Below are 20,874 nucleotides of genomic sequence, written 5' to 3' on the forward strand. Positions count from 1 at the left end.
GTGCCTGCACGACGACACAGCATCGCTGGTAGGTCCGCCGAGGAAGTCAGACCTTCCCGCGCCAGGATCTGGGGAATCGCGGTCGGCTCGATAGCCGCCTTCACCGCTGCCGGTCTGGCTCTGGGCCCCATCACCGCGGAGGCCCCGGCCCCGGCCTCAGGAGCGGCTCCCTCGACGGCGACGGCGACAGCGGTGGCCCCCACCACTGTCGAGCGCCGGGGGAAGCTCGCCCACGGAGTCCCCACACGTCACGCTCGAACCGAGGCCGGCGCGAAAGCCGCAGCAGCCAACTACACCGTCGTAGCGGGCACATCCGCGTTCCTCACCGATCGGGACACGCGGCACCGTGCCCTGTCGGTCATGACGGCCCGGGAATCTCGGGCTGGGGCGACGAAGCAGGCAGACCACGCCGTCGAGCAGGCCAGCACTGATCTCGACACCGACCGGACGGGGCTGAAGAAGTCGCAGACCGTCGCGGGCACTGGTGTGCTCTCCGCGGCCACGCTCGGCTTCGATATCCACAAGGCCACGATCCGACTGTGGACAACAACCGTACGGGGAACTCCTCAGGGCTCCGTACCACCTCGCGCGGACTTCCATTCGGTGACCGTCTCCCTCATCTGGGAGTCCAACGACTGGAAACTGGAGAGGACTTCCAGCACCCGCGGGCTGGTCGCTCCGATCGACGTCCGACAGACGACCAGCGCTGCGGCCGACTTCTCCAACTACGCCGACAGCACCGCAATCAACCCCGTGTTCAGCGGAGCGACGGCGGACAGCGGCTTCCCATCGGCATACGGACGCGACGAGCGGGGAGCGCACGCCGCGGCGACCAGCGCCGCGATGCTTCACGGCGACGCTCGGGTCTTCGCGGACGCCGACTGGCGGCACCGGATGCTGGAGGCCACGGCGGCACCGGATGTCCTGGACACCGTCACCGCGGACGCGGACTCGACCGCTGATCTGGTGGTCGAGAACCGCGCACTCGGTGAGGACGGCCGGACCGCCGACGGCGGTCTCCTGGTCACGCGGACAGCGGTTCTCGGGACACGGTCGATCAGCGTCTCGGACCAGGCCGCCAGCGTCGAACTCTGGACCGCTTCCATCGGCGGCGTCGCGGGGAACGACGAGACGGAGCGCCCCCAGATCGGCTTCCTCCGGATGACAGTGGACCTGACCTGGGCTGACGGTACCTGGAAAACCACGGCTGTCACGCCGGGAGAGCCCTTGGTGCCGTCCTTCGCGCTCACCGTCCCCGCCTCCCCGGCGAACAGCTTCGTCGCGGTCGGAGGTGAGAAGCATGCGCCTGCGCTTGCGTGAGGACGCGCCCGGCCTGCTGGCTGTGGAACGGTCGACCCGGCGGCACGGTCGGGGCTGGGGCCGCTGGCTGTACACGCTGGCATCGGTCCAGATCTTCATCGGGTTCTTCTTCGTCCCGTCGGCCGTCGCCAACCCGTTCTGCCATATCCCGATGGTCTGTGAGGTGAAAGATGCCATCGACTTCGTGCAAGACCCGCTCGGCTTCCTGCTTCAGAAGCTGGTGGAGACCAACATCTGGTTCCTCCGGGAAATGCTGGAGCTGATCCAGGCCAGCACCAAGATCGACCTGACCGGCGCAGGCTTCCTGAAGCAGTACGCCATCATCTTCGCCGCCAGCTCGCTCATCACGGTGGCCCTGTGGCTGGTCGCCGTGGCGAAGCGCGCGGTACGGGGTGTCCCGGTCACGACCGCGATCAGTGAGGCGGTTGGGTTCCTCGCCCTCTCGGTCACCGTCAACGCCCTGACGCCGGGTGCCATCGGGTTGCTGATGGCAGCGATCAACGACGTAGCAGCCGTTTTCGAACCGTACGCCGTCTCCAACTTCAAGCCCTTCTTGGAGAACCTGCTCAAGGTCATGGCAGCCGATCCCACCGACGGCGTAGGAACGCTGCTGGTCGTCAACCTGGTGATGCTGTTCGGCGCTCTGCTGATGTGGGTCGAACTGCTCATCGCCAGTGCCGCGATCTACGTGGGTGTGGCACTCGGCCCCGTCGTGAACGCGGGCCTGGTGGACAAAGACCTCTGGGGCAAGAGCAAGAAGTGGTTCGCGGCCCTCCTCGCTATCGGCATGAGCAAGCCCATCCTCTTCGCCCTGCTCGGGCTCGGCGGCGCCATCCTCAGCGACTCCACTGGTAGCCGGTCGGACGCCGTCTCCCGAACGCTCGTCGGCGCGCTGATCCTGTTCCTGGCCGTCTTCGCGTCCGCCATGATCTACAAGTGGGTGCCGGTCTTCGGTGACGAGATGATGCAGCTCAACCACGACCGCAAGGCCCTGCAATCCACGGGCCCCGCGTCCGCCGTGGATGGACCGGCGCAACACGCCAACCGTGCGATCAACACCCATGTCCAGGACGCCCTGGTCGGAGGCGGACAGTCCGCGGGAGCGACAGCAGGTAGGGCTGGCCCGGCCGACGGCAAAGCCGCCGTCGGCAAACAGGCTGGTACGGCGAGCGCGAAGGGCGCAGTCGGCTCCGGTGGTACTGCTGCGGCCGGTCCGGTCGGCATGGCGGCGGCGGCCGTCAAGGCCGGTGCAGACATGGCCAAGGACAAGGCCATGAGTTCCCCGGGAGCCCAGGGAATGGAAGCGGTCGGCGGCAATGCGGTCGGAGCGGAACACGGCCCCGACTCCACCGGGGAATCGGTCCCCGCCTCCGCGACGCACCACGGCGCGGCAGCCGGACCGACCGTGATCACGCCCTCCGGCGGCGAGCCGGAGGCCACGCCCAGCCCGGCGGAGATGCCCGCCTCCGCTCGACCTCATGGTGGATCGGCAGCACCGATCGTCGGGGCCCCCGGAGCAGGAGCGGAGAGCGGCCTGACCTCCGCAGGCCCGATCGCCCCGCCGCCTTCGGCTCCAGCCGCGCCTTCGTACGGCTCCGGCAGGTCCACGGTCCCCGGCTCCGTCCCGTCCACACCCCCCGTCCCACCCGCACGACCCACCGACGATGAGCCCGCCCCGCGGCCGTCCACCGGTAAGGACAAGTAATGCCTCGTACCTATCAGTTCGGAAAGCACCGCCCTACGGGGCTGGTGGGCCGCCGGGACCTTGGTGAACAGGTCGCTCTCGGGGCCGGCGCCACGCTCGGCATCGCGCTGGGATTCGTGTTCAGCGGGCGGACCCTGCTCGCCGCGGTCGGCCTCGGGCTGCCGATCCTCCTGGCGCTGGTCGTCGTCTACCTGCCGTATCGGCCGAAGGGGACCGTACAGCGCCGCACTCTCTACCGGTGGTGGCGGATCAAGAGGTACCACCGCCGCGCGCTCGCACGGACGGGCGGCGTCTGGGTGTCCCCGGCCGTCGAGGCCGGCGTCCAGCGCGACGGTACGCCGCCGGACGCCGCTCTGGTCTCCCCCGAGGGCATCGCGGGGATGACCTGGCTTCCCGTGACCGTCCGCGGCGAACAGGCGGTCGTGGTCCTCCAGCCTGAGTCCGGCTGCGTCACCGCGACTCTTGAGGTCTCGTCCCCGGGGTTGGGCGGCAAAGAGGTCGGCGAACAGCAGGTCGCGCTGGAGCGATGGGGAGAGCTGCTCGACGCCTTCGGGAACGCCGCTGACCATCCGGTCAAGCGGATCCAGGTGATCGCGCGGCAGATGAAGTCCGACCCGTACGCGCATCAGCGGTTCGTCGGAGAGCGGGATCAGTCCGCGGCGACCGGGGGCGTGCCGGAGTGGCTGAAGGAGTCCTACGACGTCCTGACTCAGGCGGTCTCGACTTCCGCAGAGGAGCACCGCTACTACGTCACCGCGCACGCACAATTCACCCGGGACCTGGCCGCCGACGGGGCGACCCGTGGAACCGGGGACGAGGGGATCGCCGCGGCGATGGGTGCCTACCTGGAAGAGCTGTGGGCGCGGTGTGAGGACGCTGACCTGTCGGTCATCGCGCCGCTGGACGAGCGCCGACTGACGGCGTTCATCCGTAACGCCTACGACCCCGACCACCCGGTCTGGGACACGGCGCTTCCCCGGCCCCATGCCTTCCCCCGGAACATCGATGTCCGGTCCGGCGGTCACGTGAGATCAAGGGCGGCCGGTTCCACGGAGAGCTGGTTCCACGCCACGGCAGCGGTCGTCTCCTGGCCGACCACCCCGGTCGGACCGGATTTCCTGTCGCCGTTGCTCATCGGGATGCCCGACGTGATCAGGACAGTGGCGGTCACCCAGGACCTCGAACCGAACGACAAGGCCGTGGAGCGGGCACTCGCCGAGGACACGAACAACCAGGCGGAACTGCTGCGGGACCGGCAGCGGGGCAAGACCGCCGACCCGCGCGACCTGATCGCCGCTGCGGCCACCGGCTCGCGCGGCATGGCCCTGGCCTCCTCGGGCGCGGCCGGCTCCGCCGTGGTCGGATACATCACCGTCTCGGCCCGGAGTGCGGAAGAGCTGGAGCGGGTGAAGCGCACGGCGGCGTCCCGGGCACGGAGCGCCCACCTGCGAATCGAGTGGCTCGACCTTGAGCACGCCCGAGCGTTCTTCAACACGCTGCCCTTCGCCGGAGGCATCAAGTGACCAGCGCCCTCGACCTGAACCTCCTGGCCCCGGCACATCAGACCGTCCGGCGCCCCCTGCACACCGAGACCACCGCGAGTCAGGCGCTCTACCTGCCGATCGCACCGCCCACCCTGGGGACACGCGGAGCCGTCATCGGCCGGGAGCTTTACAGCGGGAAAGCCTTCATCTACTGCCCCTTCTCCACCTTCGGCGACGGGCTGCCCGGCGGAAACGTGATCGTCATGGGGGACACCGGGCGCGGCAAAAGCTCGCTGACCAAAACCTATACCGCCCGCCAGATCCGACTGGGCCGACAGGTCGTCGTCCTGGACACGAAGGAGCAGAAGGAACGGGAAGAGGGCGAGTGGGCCGCGCTCGGACGCTCGCTGACCGGGAAAGCTCCCGTGAAGTTCACCCCCGGCGGCGGGCGTGATGCCTCGTGCATCAACCCGATGGACCCGGCCATCGCGGGCAAGCGACAGATCGAGCTGGTCCGCACGATCGTGGAACTGGGGCTCGGCAAGCCTTTGGACGAGTTCGCCGGGTCGGCACTCCGGCTCGCCATCCGCAGGGCCCGCCTCCGCTCGGCGGAGACCGGGCGTACACCGGTCCTCGCCGATGTCGCGGCGGCGCTGCGAGACCCGGAGGAGACGGACGCCGCCGCCAAGCGACGGAGCCTGGACGAGTTGCTCAACGACGGACTGGAGGTCTCGTACGTACTCGACCGTCTCTGCGGCAGTGGTGACGACTCCACCGGCGACCTGACCGGCATGCTCGACGGGCCGACCAGCATTGGCGTTGACCTGGACGCGGACATGATCGTCTTCGACCTGACCAAGGTGCCCTCCGGGGGCGTCGCCATGACCATCCTCGTCGCCGTCATCTCCGTCTTCTTGGAGGAGGTCTGGCTACAGCCGGTCTGCGAATGCGGCACAGGGCCGGGCGAGCACGAGCGGACCACCGTCGATGCCCGCTCGGGAGCCTGGGAGCTGGGTGCCAATCCGGTGACTGGCTGCCGCAGGTACACCCAGCGGAAGCGGATCATGGTGTGTGAGGAGGCGTGGCACGTCCTGGGGACCCCTCAGCTCGCGGCGCTGCTGGAGCGCTTCCTGAAGTTCGCCCGCGGCCTTGGGCTGAGCTGCGTGTTCATCGTGCACCACCTGAGCGACGTGGACGACTCCCCGGAGACTCAGGCCGCGCTGAAGATGGCGGACACCGTCGTCATCTACTCGATGAAGAAGGCGGAGGCGGAGGACACCGTCGCCCGGCTCGGACTGCCGTCCTGGACTGTCGAGCACATCATGCGCCTCCGCCGGGGCATCGCCCTCTGGAAGGTCGGCGAAGTGATCTACCCCGCCGTCCAGCACCTTCTTACCGAGGCCGAACAGCACCTCTGCTTCTCATCCGGGGCCATGACGGACCTGACCAGCTCCTCTCCGGAGCTGGAGTGAACGCCACCAGCACCCACGCCCGCCGAGCCCCAGAAACCACCGAAAGGGACCCGCTGCTCACCATGTCCGCCTCACCCGTACCGTCCGCCACTCCCTCGATCCGCGACGAGATCGACGCGCTTTACGCGTCCTACCTCCAGCTGGCCCGCACGAGCGCGGACCTCGCCAAGGCCCTGGATCGCGGGGACTCGTCCGCCGCCGGCGGGCGCGTCCGCGCGGCCGTCGGCCACATCTGGCGGGCGGCCGAAGATCTCCACACCGCCTTCCACACCGCGCCGCCCCGCGGAACTGAACCGCCGACGCCGCTCGCCCGGCTGTGCGGTCGGCGCATGAGATACCTGGCCACGCGGGCAGCACGGGGGGCGAAGTAGTGGACCTCCTGCCCGCTGGCCTCTCAGTGGCGCTCTACGGGGTCGTCGCCGTGTGCGGTCTGGTGCTCATCGTCTTGTGGATCAGTTCCTCCCGGGAGCGGAGAAACGCAGGCTTCGCCACGAAGGAGCAGCTCAGGCGTCAGCTATCTGCCCGTGCAGTCCTGCGGGCATCGGAGATCCGGCCCTCACTGAGCCAGAAGAAACGATCCCCTCGGTACCCGGTGAGCCTCAGCAAATCCCGGCACTCCTCCTGACCGTCAACCGCTCTTCCCACCTGCTCGGAGCAACACGTGCACCACCCTCTTGATCCCTCGGATTTCGGGTACTCCCTGGGCACCTCCCGACGCCCCCGAGGCATGGACCTCTGGTCCCGTGCCGACAAAGCCTGCCGGGTGATCGGACCGATGGGATCCGGTAAAACACTGCGGTTCTTCGCCCCGACCACCCGCCGATGGCCGGGGCCGGTGGTCGCCACCTCGACCAAGCCGGACCTGGTGGAACTGACTCTGGACGCCCGACGACGGGACGGGCGCCCGGTACTGGCCTTCGACCCGCAGAACATCGCCCCGTATCTCCCGCGCTTCAGGTGGCTCCCGTTCGCGGGGGCCTCGTCTACCGAGGTCGCGATGACCCGGGCGAAGGCGCTCGTCGCCGGTTCCCGCTCCCCGGGCTCGACCGGTCAGTCCGAGGGGGCGTCCTTCTTCCGGGGCCAAGCCTCCAAGGTCCTGGCGGCGCTGCTGCACGCCGCCGCGCTGGACGGTGCCCGCCTAGACCACCTGCTGACATGGGCGCGGAAGATGGACGACCCCGCGCCGCTGGCCATTCTGGAGTCCCACCCCGGAGCGGGCCCGGGATGGGCGGACATGCTTCGCTCGGCGACCACCGGCGACTCCCGGACGGTCGGGAACACCGCGGTCACGCTCCATGCCGCCCTGGAGCCTCTGGCCCACCAGTCCGTGGTTGATGCCTTGCAAGGCGACGGCGGCGAACCGACTGACTTCCGGAGCTTCCTCGACGCGGGCGGCACCATCTACCTCCTCGGCAAGGACTCCGAGGCGAACTCCGTGGCGCCGTTGACCACAGCGGTCACGGAGGATCTCCTCGACCTCGCTGAATCCCACGCCATCGCCTCCCCAGCCGGCCGCCTCGACCCGCCCCTCCTCGCCGCCCTGGACGAGGCCCCGAACATCGCCCCCATCCCGTCCTTGCGCCAGCGCGTCGCCGACGGCCGGGGGCGCGGGATCACCGTGATCTACGGGGTCCAGGGCTGGGCCTCGGCCGTCGCCCGGTTCGGCCCGGACGCCGCCGCCGAGCTGGCCTCCTTCACGAACCACGTCGTGGTCTTCGGCGGTGCCAAGGACCCTGAGTTCCTGCGGGGGATGTCCGACCTGTGCGGCCAAGTCGAACGGGTACAGAAGACCCGAACCACCTCCGGAGGCGACCGCGGCGGGGTCTCCACTGCCACCCACACAGCGCTGGAGCCGGTCCTGCGCGGCGATCAGATCAAGGGGCTCGGGGAGGGGGAAGCGCTCCTACTCGCCGACAACCTGGGGCCCGTGATCACCCACTTCCCCGGCATGTGGACCTGGGACTCCTGGGGGGAGATCGAGCAGCATGTCCGTGAACTCCGGCGGTCGGCCGAAGCTGAACGGGTACGTGAGCGGACCGCGCGGGCCGACCGCGCCCGTAGTACAGCGGCCCTCTGGACAGCCCGGAAAGGAGCGGCATGACGGAGGGCCTCCTCACCGCCTGCACACCCTTCCCCGAGCAGCCTCCCGCCATCGCCGACTACCAGGCGGCCCGCATCGCCGACACCACGATGGTGGACGCACCCGCTCCATGGGACCTCGGTGCCCTGTCCGACGACCTGGTGGTACCACTGGATTCGTGGCTGGATGAGGTCTGCCGATGGTTGAACTCCACCTTCGCCTGGCAGCCGTACCAGGTGATACCGCCCTGCTGGCGCGACCACGGCCAGATCGCCTACGAGGTGGCGGCCCTGGCTTTCGCCCGCTCCGACGCCATGTGTGCAGCGGCCTCAACCGTGAGCTGGCATGAGCAGCTCGACCGGTTCGTCCAGCGAATGAACACCATGCTGGGAAGGTCTGGAGACGAGTGTCGGGCCGGGCGTCATGCTGATCGCCCAGCCCGGTACCAGCTCGGCTCCTGGCAGATCGATGGCAACCGTCCGAATTCGGAGACCATCTGATCACCGGTGGCAACCGCAGGTTGCGGCCCCACCAGAGCCTTAGGGGGACGGGTGCTTCGGCAGGGTTGACCGTTGCACCCGCCCCTGGGTTTACCGACCGTTCGCCTCTGAGACCGCGAAGCCCACGAAGGCGGACCAGGCCGGTGCCTCAACCGCCAGCGCCGGCCCGCTCTTCTTCTTCGAGTCCCGAATTCCGATCCGGTGCCCGAGGACCGCAACCTCAACACAGTTGCCGTTGTCCTGAGAGCTGTAGGAGGACTTGAACCAGGCAGTCTCCGGAGCCAGGTCCGTAGCGGTCACATGCGGGGGGAGATTCGTCTTCATTTCCACAGTCTCTTTTCAAGGTCGTCCAGGATTTGCGGGGTCTGCGACGGCCCTGGTGCCGCCATGGCCATGGCGACGAACTGCCGCTGGAACTGCCCCACGTCCGACTCCTTCGACCACATAGTGGTGGCCTTCGCGCTGTCGCTCTGAGTCACGGGCCCAAGGCCCGTGAACTCCAGCACCGTGAAGTTCCAGCCGGAGCGGTAGGTGGGAAGGTCTTCCGGAATGATCTGCACCTCCACCTTCTCCAAGGCACAGAGCCGTTTGATCTCTGCGTACTGCGCTCGCATGACCTCCGGTGACCCGATGACCGTACGTAGCGCACTCTCGGTCAGGATGATGTGCACCTCCGGTCCGTCCGACTGGGTCAGGAGCTGCTTCCGCTCCATCCTGAGCCGCACGCCTTGTTCGACAAACGACGTAGTGCGCTCCTCAACCACTTTGGCGGAGTGCGCGAGTGCCGTGGCGTAGCTCTCGTCCTGCAAGAGTCCGTGAACGACGTGGTTCTCGTTGCCACGGATCCGAGTAGCGTCCCGCTCCAGCCCGAGGTAGATCGGCATGCCGGAGGGCAGAAGGCTCGTATAGGACGTGAACGGCTCCTTGCTCAGGGAGCCTCGCTGCATTTGCAGGAGGGCATCCCTGGCGTCGATGTCGTCCACCCCGTACCTGTCAAGAAGCCGTTCGAGGTCGTTCAGCTTCGGCAGAGGGATGTCCCCGCTCTCAACCCTGCTGACCTTCGAGCGGGAGAACCCCAGCTCAAGGGAGACAGCCTCTGCCGTAAGCCCTAGCTGATCGCGAAGCGTTCGCAGTTCCTTGCCGAGCGCGACCCGCAGGTACGTCGGTCCTCGTCGTGCGGCCACCTGTCTGTCCCCTCATCCTGATGGGCTGTCCGTCAGATCGAGGCCCCTGTCCGGCTGCACAGGTTATCTGTCCACCATGCCAGGGGCTCAGTCCGGAGAGCGACCTCGCCTGCTGCGCGTTCCACAAGTTCAGTCGGTTACCGGGCATTTGCCAATGTGCACTCCTGGGAAGTTCCCCTTGAATGTTAACTGGACTGTGCATCACGCTAGTTGACCCCAGCACCTTGCCGGGGCACCTCGCGGAGCTGCACACCCTCCGCAGCAGTTGACGCCCCCTGTTCAGACCGCGGGAGACCTGTATGCCGATCACAATCGTGGTTCCTGATAGTGATCTTGGCGTCCACGGGGCTATCGCTGCCCGACAGGCCGGCGGCCCGCCGTCTCTGCCCAGGGCCCCGTCTCCGCCTGCGTATGAACCTGCGGTAGCCGAGGCCAGGGAAATCGCTGAAGCGCGCTCTGGCGTTCCGACTGAGCGCTGGGTGCGGATGATCGACGCTCTGCGCCTCAACCACTTCTCGGTCACGAGTGTCTACGACGACCTGGATGACGTCATTGGAGAGCATCCCCTCAGCGAGCCCTCCGACGTAGTGGCCGAGCGCCTGGCCAAGGTGCTTGATCACGCCTTGGTTCGCATCGAAACGCCGAAGCTCTCAGCGCGGTGTCCGCCCGATGCCATCGACCGGGCACGGCGTGCACGTGTGCGTATGCCTTCTGATGGCGTCCAGCCGTCCGTGGGCGATGTCCGGGTTCTGGCGCTGGCTGTCCTTGAACTTCTCGATTTGGTGGGTGATGTCCTGTGAGCTCTGCGTTGTTCCCCGGGATCGGAACTCCTGTCCGAAGGGAAGGCCACCGGCACGACGGCGCTCCTCAGGACAGGCTGTCCGGCGAGGCCAGACCCTCGTCGCAGCACTCCGACAGTCTGGGTGGCTACCCCGACGAGGTCATGATTCCCCGGCCGATGACTGCGGCGCTGGTCCTCATGGACGGGGGCCAGCTGTGAAATCGCCTGGTCACGCTCAGCGGGACGACGACGGCCAGGGGTTGATCCACTCTGCTCTTCACCCGGTCCAGTCCCTTCGCGCCGGTCACAGCCGGTCGCTGAAGGCCAGCGGCTTCGGCCTCGGCCAGCTCGTCGGCATGGCCGTGTCCTTCGGCGGGGTCTGCGGTTGGCTCGTGATCCAGTTCGCCCCGCACTTCCCATAGGCCGGTCGCCTCTCTCGCTCCGCCCCCCTGCGGGCGAGGGGCGACCTCCAGGAGGCGCCTTCCTCTGCTGCTCCATGGCGGCCGACCTCGGGTCGGCCGAAGCGGCATGGCGCACCAGGGGAACTCTCGCCTCCGACCTGCCGCGTAGGCGGCACGAGCTGGGGCCCCGGCTGTCAAGAAGGAGAGCTTGCGGCCGGGGCCCCTTTATCTCCCCATAGTTAGTCAGCAAGGAGTACCAGTGAGTTTGCCGCGTTTCGGCGACCGGACCTTAACCCTCATGACCGCGAACCTGGAGCACGACGGAGGACCGGACGAGAACGACGCCCCGCCCCGGAAATGGGTGGAAGCCCACGAGGGCATCTTCTCTCCGTTCAAACCCGATGTCCTGTTCCGGCAGGAGGCGACCCACAGCCATTTCCACGGCCGCCGCCGACTGCACGCCGCAGAGCGGATTCTCGGCACGAGGAGCTTCCTCAGCGAGCCGCGCGCCAGCCGGAACGCCACCGCCCTGTTCGTCCGGCCCGACCTCTTCGACGTGCACGCCCACTTCGAGCACCGGGACCCGTGGAGGACACCGCCGACGAACATCGTCGCCCAGCTACGGGGAGCGCGGAACCCGCTGGTGCTGCTGCCGGTGGGGGGTGCCTGATGCCGATCACGTCCTGGCTGGTCAGAACGCTGGTGGAACTGCTGACCACGGACACCGGGGGTTCCGGTGATCCGTACACGATCCTGGTGACGCTCCCGTACTGGAAGGGGATCGCCCGGTTCTTCGGGTCCCTGGCACCGGTGCGATTCACGGTGGAGGGCTTGTGATGCCCGGCGGGAGCACGCTCTCCCTTCCCTCGGCTCCGGTCACTCGGCCGGACGGCGACGTGCTGGTGGTCCCGTCGGCCGGCGCTCAGATGGTGGGGACGTACCTGCGGGCCCAGCGCCGACGGCGCGGACTGCTGCTGAGGGACACGGCGCGGGCGATTCGGTGGACGAGCGGCGCGACGGCCCAGCTGGAGGCGGGCCACACAGTGCCGTCCGCGAGCGTCCTTGAGCGCCTGCTGAAGCTCTACGAGATCCCTGGCCCGGACGACGACGTACGGCGGCTCTGGGAGCTGGCGCACGGCGGCGGGGATTACGCCGTCGATATCGACCCCGGCTGGTTCGAGCGGGTGGCCGCCTGCGAGTTCGAGGCGGACCGGATCATCACCTTCTCCGCCTGGGGCATCCCGCACCTCGTGCAGACCGAGGGATACGCGACCCGCTGGTGGACGAACACCCCCGTCGGGCACGTACCGCCCCCGGATGCCATCGCCGCCCGGCCCCTTACCGGCGACCACGACAAGGAACTCGTCCTCCTGCTGGAAGAGACCGTCCTGCTGCGGAGGACCGACAGCGCGGTCATGGCGGAGCAGCTCGATCACCTCCTCCACCTCGTGCGGCACACCCGTACCAGCGTCCGGATCGTTCCCCTGCACGCGGGGGTCACTCCGCCCCACGGCGCGCTCACCGTGCTCGGACTGCCCAACGGACGCTGCCTGCACGTGGAAGAGGCCGCCGCGACCGTCTACTGCACGGGCCGCCCCGCCGCCCGGCTCCAGACGGTCATCGACTCGGCGCTCGCCGCCGCACTCCCGGTGGCCGCCAGCCTCGACCTGATCCGCCAGACGCGTGCGGCGTGCGCGAGGGAGGCGGCACGGTGACCGCCCGGACACTCAAACGACTGCCCATTCCACGCCAGGCAGCGGGACGGTGCTGTGGGCCCACCGCAGCAACCAATCGACTTCGGCCATCCTCGACCGTCGTACCGACGGAATCAGGGCATCCCGGCCTCTTCGCCTTGCAGGCTCTCCAAGAGAGCGGTCCGCCTGGTTAGCCTCCCCCGCGTAGGCCGGCATCCCAGCCCACGCATAACGGCCCCGGCCTGGTGTCGCGGGTCTCCAGGAAGCCGGGATACCTCAAGCAGCATGTCTGCTCACATCTCCTGACCCGCCTGTAACCACAAGCGGATCAGGTCCACAAGAGCACATCCACATCCCCTAACAGAGGATTCGAGATGGATACGACAGCGAGCGACATATTCCTCGACCCGGGTCCCGGCGAGACGTCTGAGGCACCTGAAGGCTTCGAGCTGGACATCACCCTCCTGGAGCTGGCAGACCCGGCGGTCCTGGTCAACATGACCGACGACGGCTGTGGAACCACCTGCGCAAAGACCACCTGCATCAGCGCCGCCTGACGTTCCTCGTCGGCCGGGCGCCACCGTGTGCCGAGTCCAGTGCCCACGGCGGCGTCCGGCCGTCATTCATCCAACTCGGGAGGTACCTGTGCGAACAGCTAGCGGTGACGCGACTTTCCGGTCCACAGGCCAGGCAATGGTCCGTTCCGTCCCCCATGCCACGCTGGACGTTCCATCCTGGCCTGATCTCACCGGTTCCGACGACGAGCGCGCCAGACAGCAAGTGGACTGGCTCCGGCAGGTATGGGTGAGCTCCGATATCGCGGTCGCCATCAGCCACGCCAGCCCCGAACTCGCTCGGCAAGTCAAGGGGCTGTGTTCCGCAGACCTTCCCCGGGCACGGGAGGCGCGACGGGCGACCCTGTCAGTGGCCCGCTATCTCCTCCGGATGACCGGTCGGCCAACGCCGACCGGGCTCCTTGCCGGGGTGTTCCCCGCGGTGTTCGGCGCGGATCCATATCTTCATTGGGGCTCCGAACACCGGGCAGTGGCCAGGGCCGACGCAGGTTGGCTGGCAACCGTCGCCGACCAGGCAGAAGGGTCACCCGGAGCGCTGGAACAGCTTCTCGTGGTGACGAACTCCACCCTGCTGGTGCGTGGAGACCGTGTGATCGTCCCGTACCGGCTCCTCCCCGGTGACCGGGCAAAGGCAGCGGAGGTATCGCTCCTGAACACCGCTCCGGTACAGGTCGCACTCGAATCGGCCCGCGCACCGATCCGCTACAAGGACCTGAGCGAGAAGATCGGGGCCAGTTTCCCCACGGCCTCGGCCAAGAGCGTGGTCAAGCTGCTCATCGAGCTGGTCATGCACCGCGCGCTGATCACCAGTGTCCACGCACCCGGAACCGAGCCCGACGCCCTGGGACATTTGTTAGGTCGGCTGATGAGGGACGGTGCCTTGGAGCTGACACCCTTCACCGATCTCCTGGAGATCCACAGGCTCCTGGAGCTACACCACCGGGTACCGGCCCGCGAAGCCCGGAACATCCGCGCGGAGGCGGCCGTGCGCATGCGCCGACTGGCCCGGTCCCGACGGCATCCGGTCGCGTTGGACCTCATGCTCGACGCGGATGCCGTCCTTCCAACGGAAGTCGCCCGTGAGGCGGAGCATGCCGCCCTGCTCCTGGCCCGACTGAGCAGCGCACCACATGGAACGCACATGTGGCAGGACTACCACCGGCGCTTCTACGAACGGTTCGGCACGGGATCCCTCGTGCCGGTCCTCGATGTCGTCGCGGACAGCGGTATCGGCTGGCCCGCGGGCTACCCGGGCACACAGGAGTCGGAGCCACGGCCGGAGCGTACGCGGCGCGATGAGAGGCTGCTGAGCCTCGCGCAGGCAGCCGCGCTGGACGGCCGCAGGGAGATCGTCCTCGATCAGGCACTGCTGGCCGACCTGACACCGGACAGCAAAGGGGAGGCCCGGTTGCCTTCCCACCTGGAGTTATGTGGCCGTCTGTACGCCTCTGACCTGGAAGCGATACAGCTCGGAGAGTTCTGGCTCGCCGTCACCTCGGTGTCCCGGGCGTCCGGGGTGCTGACCGGACGGTTCCTGGGTGCTCTTGATCCGAAGAGTCGAGATCAGTTCGTCTCCGATCTCGCCGATCTGCCGGGAAGTGACCCGGAGACGGTGTGCGCGCAGTTGTCCTTCCCCCCGTTGGATCCGGCAACAGCACATGTGACCCGAACGGTCCGGACCCTCCCGACCGTGATCACTCTCGCCGAGCACCGGGACACCGCGCCATCGGATGTCCTCACCGTGGAAGACCTCGCGGTGGGGTGCGATGGCCACCGGCTGTACTTGGCCGCCCCCGCACTCGGTAAGCGGGTGGAAGCATGGGGGATGCACGCACTGAATCTGCGTCGGCATACTCCACCGCTCGCCCGGTTCCTGACCGAACTCTCCCGGGCCGGGTGCGTCCAGGTCACCGATTTCGACTGGGGTGCGGCGACCGGGCTGCCTTTTCTGCCGCGGCTACGGTCGGGCCGCGTCGTGCTTTCACCAGCTCGATGGCGGTTGAACTCTTCTGAGCTGCCCGAACGAGCCGCGCCTTGGACGGCGTGGGACACAGCCCTGTCCGAGTGGCGTTCCCGTCGCCGTCTGCCGAGCTCCGTGCATCTGGCGGACGGCGATGGGCGGCTCCCGCTCGATCTGGACGAGACCGGGCACCGGGTGCTGTTACGGGAGCATCTGCTCGCCCACCACAACGCGGTTCTTGAGGAAGCACCGTCCAGCGCTGACACCGGGTGGTGTGAAGGCCGTGCACACGAGATCGTCATCCCATTGTGTGTCCGGCAGTCGGCAGGGTGGCCGCCACTGCCGCGCCCGACGACGAAGCGGATCGTCCGACGCGACCACGGCCACGCCCCGGGTGTCTCCCCGGTTCTGTTCGCCAAGCTCTACGGCGACGGGCAGCGCCAGAACGAGATCCTCGCCAGACGGCTACCCGATCTCTTCTCCCTGTGGGGGGAGGACCAGCCGACATGGTGGTTCATACGATTCCGCGAGGGCCGTGACGACTCCATACGATTACGTATCGCACTTCCCGACGCAGGGCAGACCGCATTCGCCGAGGCAGCCCGACGCGTGAGCGATTGGGCTGACGGGCTGTGCAAGGCCCGCTTGCTCCGGGAAGTGGCCTACGCGACCTCCCACCCCGAAACCGGCCGCTGGGGTTCCGGAGAAGCTCTGTCTGCCGCCGAGACCGTGTTCGCTGCCGACTCCCGTGCTGTCCTCGTTCAGCTCGGTCAAACCGCACGCCCTCACCCTCAAGCACTTGCCGCGGCGCACTTCACCGCCATCACGACCGCGTTCGCCGGCAGTGTCGAGACAGGGATGGAGTGGCTGCTCAACCACGTCCCGGCGACCTCCACCGCAACGGTGCCGCGTCCGGTGTTCTCCCAAGCCGTCCGGCTAGCGGATCCGCGTAGTGGCTTCCGGGCCCTGCGCCGGACTCCTGGTGGAGCCTCCATCGTCGGCGCATGGTCGGAACGGTCCGCCGCACTGGCCGGCTACCGCGCTCATCTCCCCGGGCCGGGCACCGAGGGCATCGACCCAGACGCCGCCTTGGGCTCCCTGCTGCACACCCACTTCCTCCGCGCGTACGGCATCGATCCCGAAGCGAAGTCCGCCTGCTTGTACCTGGCCCGGGCAGCGGCCCTCGCCTTCACCGCCCGCGAAAGGGGCCGCTCATGACCCCGGAGGAAGCCATGGCCGTCGCCGACCGACTGGCACGGCCGGACGCACCCCACCTGCCCTCGAACGAGGCGTGGTGGGCCCAGTCACTTGCCCACGGTGCCCCCGGGATCGCCCTGCTCCACATCGAACTGGCGGCAGCCGGTCTGAGACCCTGGCGACGAGCCCAGGACTGGCTGAGCGTGGCGGCGGCCTCCCCCATCACATCCGGCTCGGGCACAGCCCTTTTCTACGGAGCGCCGGCCGTCGCCTACGCGCTCGCGGCAACCGCCGCCGTACGCCCTGCCGCGTACAGAAGTGCCCTGGAGGCGCTGGACACGCAGATCGCTGTGGACGCGCACCGTCGAGTGATGGCGGCAAACGCCCGGATCCACGCAGGGCTCTTGCCGGAACTGGCCGAGTTCGACGCGATTCGCGGTCTGGCGGGAATCGGCGCGTACCTGCTGTGGCGCGATCCAGGCGGGAGCGCGGTGAGGGCAGTTCTCGACTACCTGGTACGCCTCGTGGACCCGCTGAGTGCCGACGGGATACCAGTGCCAGGGTGGTGGACCGATACCGGGCCCACCGGGCGCCCGGATGATGAGTTCCCCGGCGGTCACGGCAACGCGGGCATGGCTCACGGCATCAGCGGGCCTCTCGCACTCCTCGCCCTCGCTGCCCGGCAGGAGATCACCGTGCCGGGTCAGCTCGACGCCATCGCCTCCATCTGCGCCTGGCTGGACTCCTGGCGCATCGAAACAGAGGCCGGCTCCCGCTGGCCATACATGATCACCCGTGAGGAGCTGGCTGTGCGGGCCACCCATCCACACCACAGTGGGGCGAGGAGACGTCCGTCCTGGTGCTACGGAACGGCGGGGCTGGCCCGCGCGCAACAACTCGCCGCGCTCGTCTCCGGCGATTCCGAACGCAGCCGAATAGCCGAGGAAGCCCTCGTCGGCGCCCTCACCGACCCGGCCCAGTTGTCCGCGACCACCGACGGGTCCCTCTGTCATGGCTTCGCCGGACTCGCCCGGATCACCGCCCGTGCTTCGGCCGACGCCACCGAACCGATAGCAGCGCAGCTGCGAGCGCTGATCCCAGGTCTGCTGGCCGCCATGGGGCGCCCAACCGACAGAGAGTCCCCGGGTCTGCTGGAAGGCGCCGCGGGCACTGCCCTGGCTGCCCTTGCCCCGGCTGGCGAGCCCACACCCTCGTCCACATGGGACACCTGTCTCCTCATCACCTGATCCACCCACCGAAGAAGGGAAAACGGACCTGATGGTGTCCGACTACACCTGGCCCCAGCGCCTGGTCGAGTTCACTCGCACGGCCGAGACAGAGCAGACCGCGGCCCGGGAGATCGCACCCGCCCTGAACACGGTCTCGGACGTCGGCGTTCGGAGGACCTGGTGGTTCATCCGTAAGTCTCCGGCGTGGCGGATCCGCTTCAGGCCCGAAGACGCGGACCTGTCTGTGGTAGACGATCTTCTCGACGGGCTGAGGGTCGGGGGCCACATCACGAACTGGACCCCCAGCATCTACGAGCCCGAAACCCTCGCCTTCGGTGGTGAAGACGCGATGGAGGCAGCCCACATCCTCTTCCATCACGACAGCCGGTACTTCCTCGAACGTGAACTCGATGGTGCGAGGCAGGGCCTGGGACAGAAGGGCACCACAACGCTGTTGTTCAGCGCCATGCTGCGGGCTGCCGGTCTGGATTGGTACGAACAGGGTGACGTCTGGGCAAGGATCGCCGTACTTCGACCGGCCAAACTCGCCCACCCGGTGCCCCCTGAGCAGTCTGCCGAACTGGACAGGGCAGTCCGCCGCCTGATGACGGCCGACTCCCGCAGCGTTCCCGGCGTTCTGTCCGATGAATGGTTGACTGCCTTCGAATCAGCAGGCCAAGCCTTGGCCGCCCTCGCCAGGAAAGGCCGACTGGGACGCGGCATCCGCGCGGTCCTCGCCCATCACTTCATCTTCCATGCGAACCGTGTCGGTCTCACAGCAGCCGATCAGGCGAGTCTGGCAAAGCTGGCTACGGAACACATCTTCCACGCGCCCGACCGGCCGAATTCCTCCGGCGCTTCGCCCGTCGCCACTAGGGTCCGCGACATGACGACCGCCGTAGGTGACAGCTCCACTTCCGCTCAAGACCTCCGCAACACCCTGGCCGACAAACTGCGATCCGCAGGGAACCTTCGCACCTCCGCCGTGGAGACCGCACTCCGCGCCGTACCTCGGCACCTCTTCCTGCCCGGCGTGTCCATGGCGGATGCATACGCTGACGAACCCATCTACACCAAGCACGACCGCAGTGGTGCCCGCATCAGTGCCGCCTCCCAGCCGGCCATCGTCGCCATGATGCTCGAACAACTCCAGCTCGAACCCGGGCACCGAGTCCTCGAACTGGGCGCGGGCACCGGCTACAACGCCGCCCTGATGGCGTCCATCGTCGGCCCCAGCGGACACGTCACGACCATCGATATCGATGAAGATCTGGTGGAGGACGCGCGCAAGCACCTCGCTGCCGCAGCGATCACCGGTACGGATGTCGTCCTCGCGGACGGGGCACTCGGACACTCCGACGCGGCCCCGTATGACCGCGTCATTGCCACCGTCGGTGCTTTCGAGACACCGACGGCGTGGCTGGAGCAGCTCGCCCCCGGCGGGAGGCTCGTCGTTCCTCTCCGGTTGGCCGGTGCCGCATCCCGCAGCGTCATCTTCGAACGCGGCGAGAATGGGTGGAGCAGTCTGGGCAGCGAGATGAATGTGTTCATGCCCCTGCGCGGTATCGGCGACGACTCACGACGTCTGATCGACCTCGCCGGGACCGGAGAGATCATGCTCCAGACCCATAAGGACAACACCTCCGCCACCGATACCACCACCCTCGTCGGGGTCCTGGAGACGCCCCGCCATGAGTTCTGGACCGGCGTCCACTTCGTGCCGATGGAGTCATTCGAGTGGCTCGATCTCTGGCTGGCCTGTCGGCTGCCCAATCCGATCATGCGCATGGAGGTCGAGCCCGGCACGAAGAGCAGCGAACTCGTCACGCCCATGTTCCCCACCATGGCCATGGCCACCACCTCCGCGGGCGGAAGCCTCGCCTACCTCACCATCCGCCCCGCAAAGCCCGCTGAAGACGGTGGAAGGCGATACGAAGTCGGCGTCGTGGGCCATGGACCGAAGGCCATCAGCCTCGCCGAACAAGTGGGCCAGGAGATCACCACCTGGAACACGGACTTCCGCACTCGGAGCGTCCGCTTCGAAATTCCCGACACTCCCAGGACAGAAGCCCCGGGCACCGGACGTTTCGTTCTAGACCGCCCCAACCATCCCATCACCATCATCTGGGAGTAATCGGGATGGATCCCACGGGGTCGATAGTCCGCCGCTTCCCACTCGTTCCCCGCCAGCGTCCTGCTTGCCGCCCCCTGGACCAACGCGTCGAGGACATCTGCCAGCAGGCTCGGACAGCCGACAACAGCAACGACCTGGCCGCCGCGTCTGCCGTATTCAACCTGGCGGCTCTGCTCGCCTCGGACTGCGGACTGCCCGACCTGGCCCGGAAGTGGTGTCATCAGCAGACGTCCATGTATCTGCGCGCCCGTCCTCTGGGCGCGCAGGCCGCACGCCTTGCTCTCGAACCGATCATCAATCTCGCTCGTCTCCATATCCGTGATGCCGAGGGCGAACGCGCCTACCGCCTGATGGAGGCCCTCTACTCTGCTGTCGCCACTCGGACCGATACGGTCCTCGACGGGATCGAAGTGCCCGGCGGCAGCCTCATCAGCGACCCGGAGGCGCACGCAGAGGTGTCCCGCTGGCTGTGGGCCACCTTGCTGGCCACCGGCGCCCGGGCCCTCGCTGTCTCGGGTCGGTGGTCTGAAGCAGCAGCGCGGCTTCGGGAGCACAAAGGCATTGGCCGTCGCATGTTCGACGGCCGCCAGGTGGCGGTCATCGCAAAAGCCTCCGAGGGCGACGCCAACGACGCTCTCGCGCTCCTCGACTCCACCGAACCTGGTGAGACATGGGAGAACACCGTCACCGCTTGCTTGACACTGCTCTACCGAAGGGACAGCCGGACCGCCTCCACGCTGTTCGATCAGTATCGGCGACTCGACGCGACGGCGTCTGGCCTCGTCGTGTTCCGAACACAACTCGGCATATCCGTCATGGATGCCCTCGGCGGTATCGAGCACCCGCACGGTCGGGACATCGCCCTCTCTCTGATCGCCGAGATAACAGCCAACCACGATGGATACGCAGCACGGGGACTCCTCGCGCATCATGGGATCACGCGTCTCATGTCCGGAATTGAAAGGCGGGCCCTTCGCAGCACAGTGGACAGGTGCGCTCTGGCCCGGCGCTCCCTCCCCTCCGTCCTGCGAAGGGACCTGGATAGCGCGCTGCGATCCAGCGCCGCCGTGATCACCCGTGTGTTGGTCTCGGGCTAGCGCCACCCCGCGGTGGTCCCCGGTGCTACCCGGGATCCGACCTTCGATCAGCGCCTCCGCA

At 67.9% G+C, this 20,874-nt stretch carries 18 protein-coding genes; 16 read left to right on the forward strand and 2 right to left on the reverse strand.

The annotated features are described in order from the left end of the window. The 7 genes from FF041_RS34180 (at position 1) to FF041_RS34210 (ending at position 8,561) form a co-directional block, all read left to right on the forward strand. Entirely contained in the window at positions 1-1,320 is a 1,320-nt protein-coding gene (locus FF041_RS34180) for a hypothetical protein (RefSeq protein ID WP_194292290.1), read from the forward strand. After that, the gene (locus FF041_RS34185) at positions 1,301-3,025 is read left to right on the forward strand and encodes a hypothetical protein (protein ID WP_228388824.1); all 1,725 of its coding nucleotides are present in this window, start codon (positions 1,301-1,303) and stop codon (positions 3,023-3,025) included. The genes FF041_RS34180 and FF041_RS34185 overlap by 20 nt, the downstream gene beginning before the upstream one ends. After that, positions 3,025-4,548: an SCO6880 family protein gene (locus FF041_RS34190; protein ID WP_153526313.1), complete on the forward strand. Its 1,524-nt coding sequence runs from the start codon at positions 3,025-3,027 to the stop codon at positions 4,546-4,548. The genes FF041_RS34185 and FF041_RS34190 overlap by 1 nt, the downstream gene beginning before the upstream one ends. Continuing rightward, a complete protein-coding gene (locus FF041_RS34195; RefSeq protein ID WP_323393535.1) occupies positions 4,545-5,981 on the forward strand; it encodes an ATP/GTP-binding protein in 1,437 nt (478 codons plus the stop codon). The genes FF041_RS34190 and FF041_RS34195 overlap by 4 nt, the downstream gene beginning before the upstream one ends. Then, the gene (locus tag FF041_RS34200; RefSeq protein ID WP_153526314.1) at positions 5,978-6,352 is read left to right on the forward strand and encodes a DUF6238 family protein; all 375 of its coding nucleotides are present in this window, start codon (positions 5,978-5,980) and stop codon (positions 6,350-6,352) included. Before FF041_RS34195 ends, FF041_RS34200 begins: the two co-directional genes overlap by 4 nt. Before the next feature lie 404 nt (positions 6,353-6,756). After that, a complete protein-coding gene (locus FF041_RS34205) occupies positions 6,757-8,082 on the forward strand; it encodes a type IV secretory system conjugative DNA transfer family protein (RefSeq protein WP_228388825.1) in 1,326 nt (441 codons plus the stop codon). Continuing rightward, complete coding sequence (locus tag FF041_RS34210; protein WP_153526316.1) at positions 8,079-8,561, forward strand: hypothetical protein; 483 nt, start codon at positions 8,079-8,081, stop codon at positions 8,559-8,561. Before FF041_RS34205 ends, FF041_RS34210 begins: the two co-directional genes overlap by 4 nt. A gap of 90 nt (positions 8,562-8,651) precedes the next feature. On the opposite strand, the gene FF041_RS34215 is transcribed toward FF041_RS34210, so the two are convergent. Beyond that, complete coding sequence (locus tag FF041_RS34215) at positions 8,652-8,885, reverse strand: DUF397 domain-containing protein (RefSeq protein ID WP_194292291.1); 234 nt, start codon at positions 8,883-8,885, stop codon at positions 8,652-8,654. After that, entirely contained in the window at positions 8,882-9,745 is an 864-nt protein-coding gene (locus FF041_RS34220; RefSeq protein WP_323393539.1) for a helix-turn-helix domain-containing protein, read from the reverse strand. Before FF041_RS34220 ends, FF041_RS34215 begins: the two co-directional genes overlap by 4 nt. 485 nt (positions 9,746-10,230) lie before the next feature. On the opposite strand from FF041_RS34220, the gene FF041_RS34225 reads away from it, so the two are divergent. The 9 genes from FF041_RS34225 (at position 10,231) to FF041_RS34265 (ending at position 20,813) form a co-directional block, all read left to right on the forward strand. Further along, positions 10,231-10,545, forward strand: a complete 315-nt coding sequence (locus FF041_RS34225; RefSeq protein WP_153526317.1) for a hypothetical protein — start codon at positions 10,231-10,233, stop codon at positions 10,543-10,545. A 680-nt stretch (positions 10,546-11,225) separates the two neighbouring features. Next, positions 11,226-11,597, forward strand: coding sequence for an endonuclease/exonuclease/phosphatase family protein (locus FF041_RS34230; RefSeq protein ID WP_194292292.1), 372 nt, complete (start codon positions 11,226-11,228; stop codon positions 11,595-11,597). Continuing rightward, the gene (locus FF041_RS34235; RefSeq protein WP_153526318.1) at positions 11,597-11,764 is read left to right on the forward strand and encodes a hypothetical protein; all 168 of its coding nucleotides are present in this window, start codon (positions 11,597-11,599) and stop codon (positions 11,762-11,764) included. The genes FF041_RS34230 and FF041_RS34235 overlap by 1 nt, the downstream gene beginning before the upstream one ends. Next, complete coding sequence (locus tag FF041_RS34240) at positions 11,764-12,642, forward strand: Scr1 family TA system antitoxin-like transcriptional regulator (RefSeq protein ID WP_153526319.1); 879 nt, start codon at positions 11,764-11,766, stop codon at positions 12,640-12,642. Before FF041_RS34235 ends, FF041_RS34240 begins: the two co-directional genes overlap by 1 nt. Positions 12,643-12,995: 353 nt before the next feature. Beyond that, positions 12,996-13,178 (forward strand): FxLD family lanthipeptide, encoded by a 183-nt coding sequence (locus tag FF041_RS34245; RefSeq protein ID WP_153526320.1) that lies wholly within the window; start codon positions 12,996-12,998, stop codon positions 13,176-13,178. Between the two features lie 136 nt (positions 13,179-13,314). Then, positions 13,315-16,374, forward strand: coding sequence for a lantibiotic dehydratase (locus FF041_RS34250; protein ID WP_153526321.1), 3,060 nt, complete (start codon positions 13,315-13,317; stop codon positions 16,372-16,374). Then, positions 16,371-17,600: a lanthionine synthetase C family protein gene (locus FF041_RS34255; RefSeq protein WP_153526322.1), complete on the forward strand. Its 1,230-nt coding sequence runs from the start codon at positions 16,371-16,373 to the stop codon at positions 17,598-17,600. Before FF041_RS34250 ends, FF041_RS34255 begins: the two co-directional genes overlap by 4 nt. A 31-nt stretch (positions 17,601-17,631) precedes the next feature. Beyond that, positions 17,632-19,716: a methyltransferase, FxLD system gene (gene fxlM, locus FF041_RS34260; RefSeq protein ID WP_153526323.1), complete on the forward strand. Its 2,085-nt coding sequence runs from the start codon at positions 17,632-17,634 to the stop codon at positions 19,714-19,716. 5 nt (positions 19,717-19,721) lie between these two features. Further along, positions 19,722-20,813 carry a hypothetical protein gene (locus tag FF041_RS34265; protein WP_153526324.1) on the forward strand — a complete coding sequence of 364 codons (1,092 nt, stop codon included), beginning with the start codon at positions 19,722-19,724 and terminating at the stop codon, positions 20,811-20,813. Positions 20,814-20,874: the final 61 nt, after the last annotated feature.

It is taken from the genome of Streptomyces jumonjinensis (assembly GCF_009600885.1).
Classification (GTDB): Bacteria; Actinomycetota; Actinomycetes; order Streptomycetales; family Streptomycetaceae; genus Streptomyces; species Streptomyces jumonjinensis.

Bases quoted from the DNA above. Each gene is read 5' to 3' on its own strand.
- FF041_RS34185 (WP_228388824.1), top strand. From the start codon at position 1,301: ATGCGCCTGCGCTTGCGTGAGGACGCGCCCGGCCTGCTGGCTGTGGAA.
- FF041_RS34190 (WP_153526313.1), top strand. From the start codon at position 3,025: ATGCCTCGTACCTATCAGTTCGGAAAGCACCGCCCTACGGGGCTGGTG.
- FF041_RS34205 (WP_228388825.1), top strand. From the start codon at position 6,757: ATGGGATCCGGTAAAACACTGCGGTTCTTCGCCCCGACCACCCGCCGA.
- FF041_RS34210 (WP_153526316.1), top strand. From the start codon at position 8,079: ATGACGGAGGGCCTCCTCACCGCCTGCACACCCTTCCCCGAGCAGCCT.
- FF041_RS34215 (WP_194292291.1), bottom strand. From the start codon at position 8,885: ATGAAGACGAATCTCCCCCCGCATGTGACCGCTACGGACCTGGCTCCG.
- FF041_RS34225 (WP_153526317.1), top strand. From the start codon at position 10,231: ATGATCGACGCTCTGCGCCTCAACCACTTCTCGGTCACGAGTGTCTAC.
- FF041_RS34230 (WP_194292292.1), top strand. From the start codon at position 11,226: ATGACCGCGAACCTGGAGCACGACGGAGGACCGGACGAGAACGACGCC.
- FF041_RS34235 (WP_153526318.1), top strand. From the start codon at position 11,597: ATGCCGATCACGTCCTGGCTGGTCAGAACGCTGGTGGAACTGCTGACC.
- FF041_RS34240 (WP_153526319.1), top strand. From the start codon at position 11,764: ATGCCCGGCGGGAGCACGCTCTCCCTTCCCTCGGCTCCGGTCACTCGG.
- FF041_RS34245 (WP_153526320.1), top strand. From the start codon at position 12,996: ATGGATACGACAGCGAGCGACATATTCCTCGACCCGGGTCCCGGCGAG.
- FF041_RS34250 (WP_153526321.1), top strand. From the start codon at position 13,315: ATGGTCCGTTCCGTCCCCCATGCCACGCTGGACGTTCCATCCTGGCCT.
- FF041_RS34255 (WP_153526322.1), top strand. From the start codon at position 16,371: ATGACCCCGGAGGAAGCCATGGCCGTCGCCGACCGACTGGCACGGCCG.
- fxlM (WP_153526323.1), top strand. From the start codon at position 17,632: ATGGTGTCCGACTACACCTGGCCCCAGCGCCTGGTCGAGTTCACTCGC.
- FF041_RS34265 (WP_153526324.1), top strand. From the start codon at position 19,722: ATGGATCCCACGGGGTCGATAGTCCGCCGCTTCCCACTCGTTCCCCGC.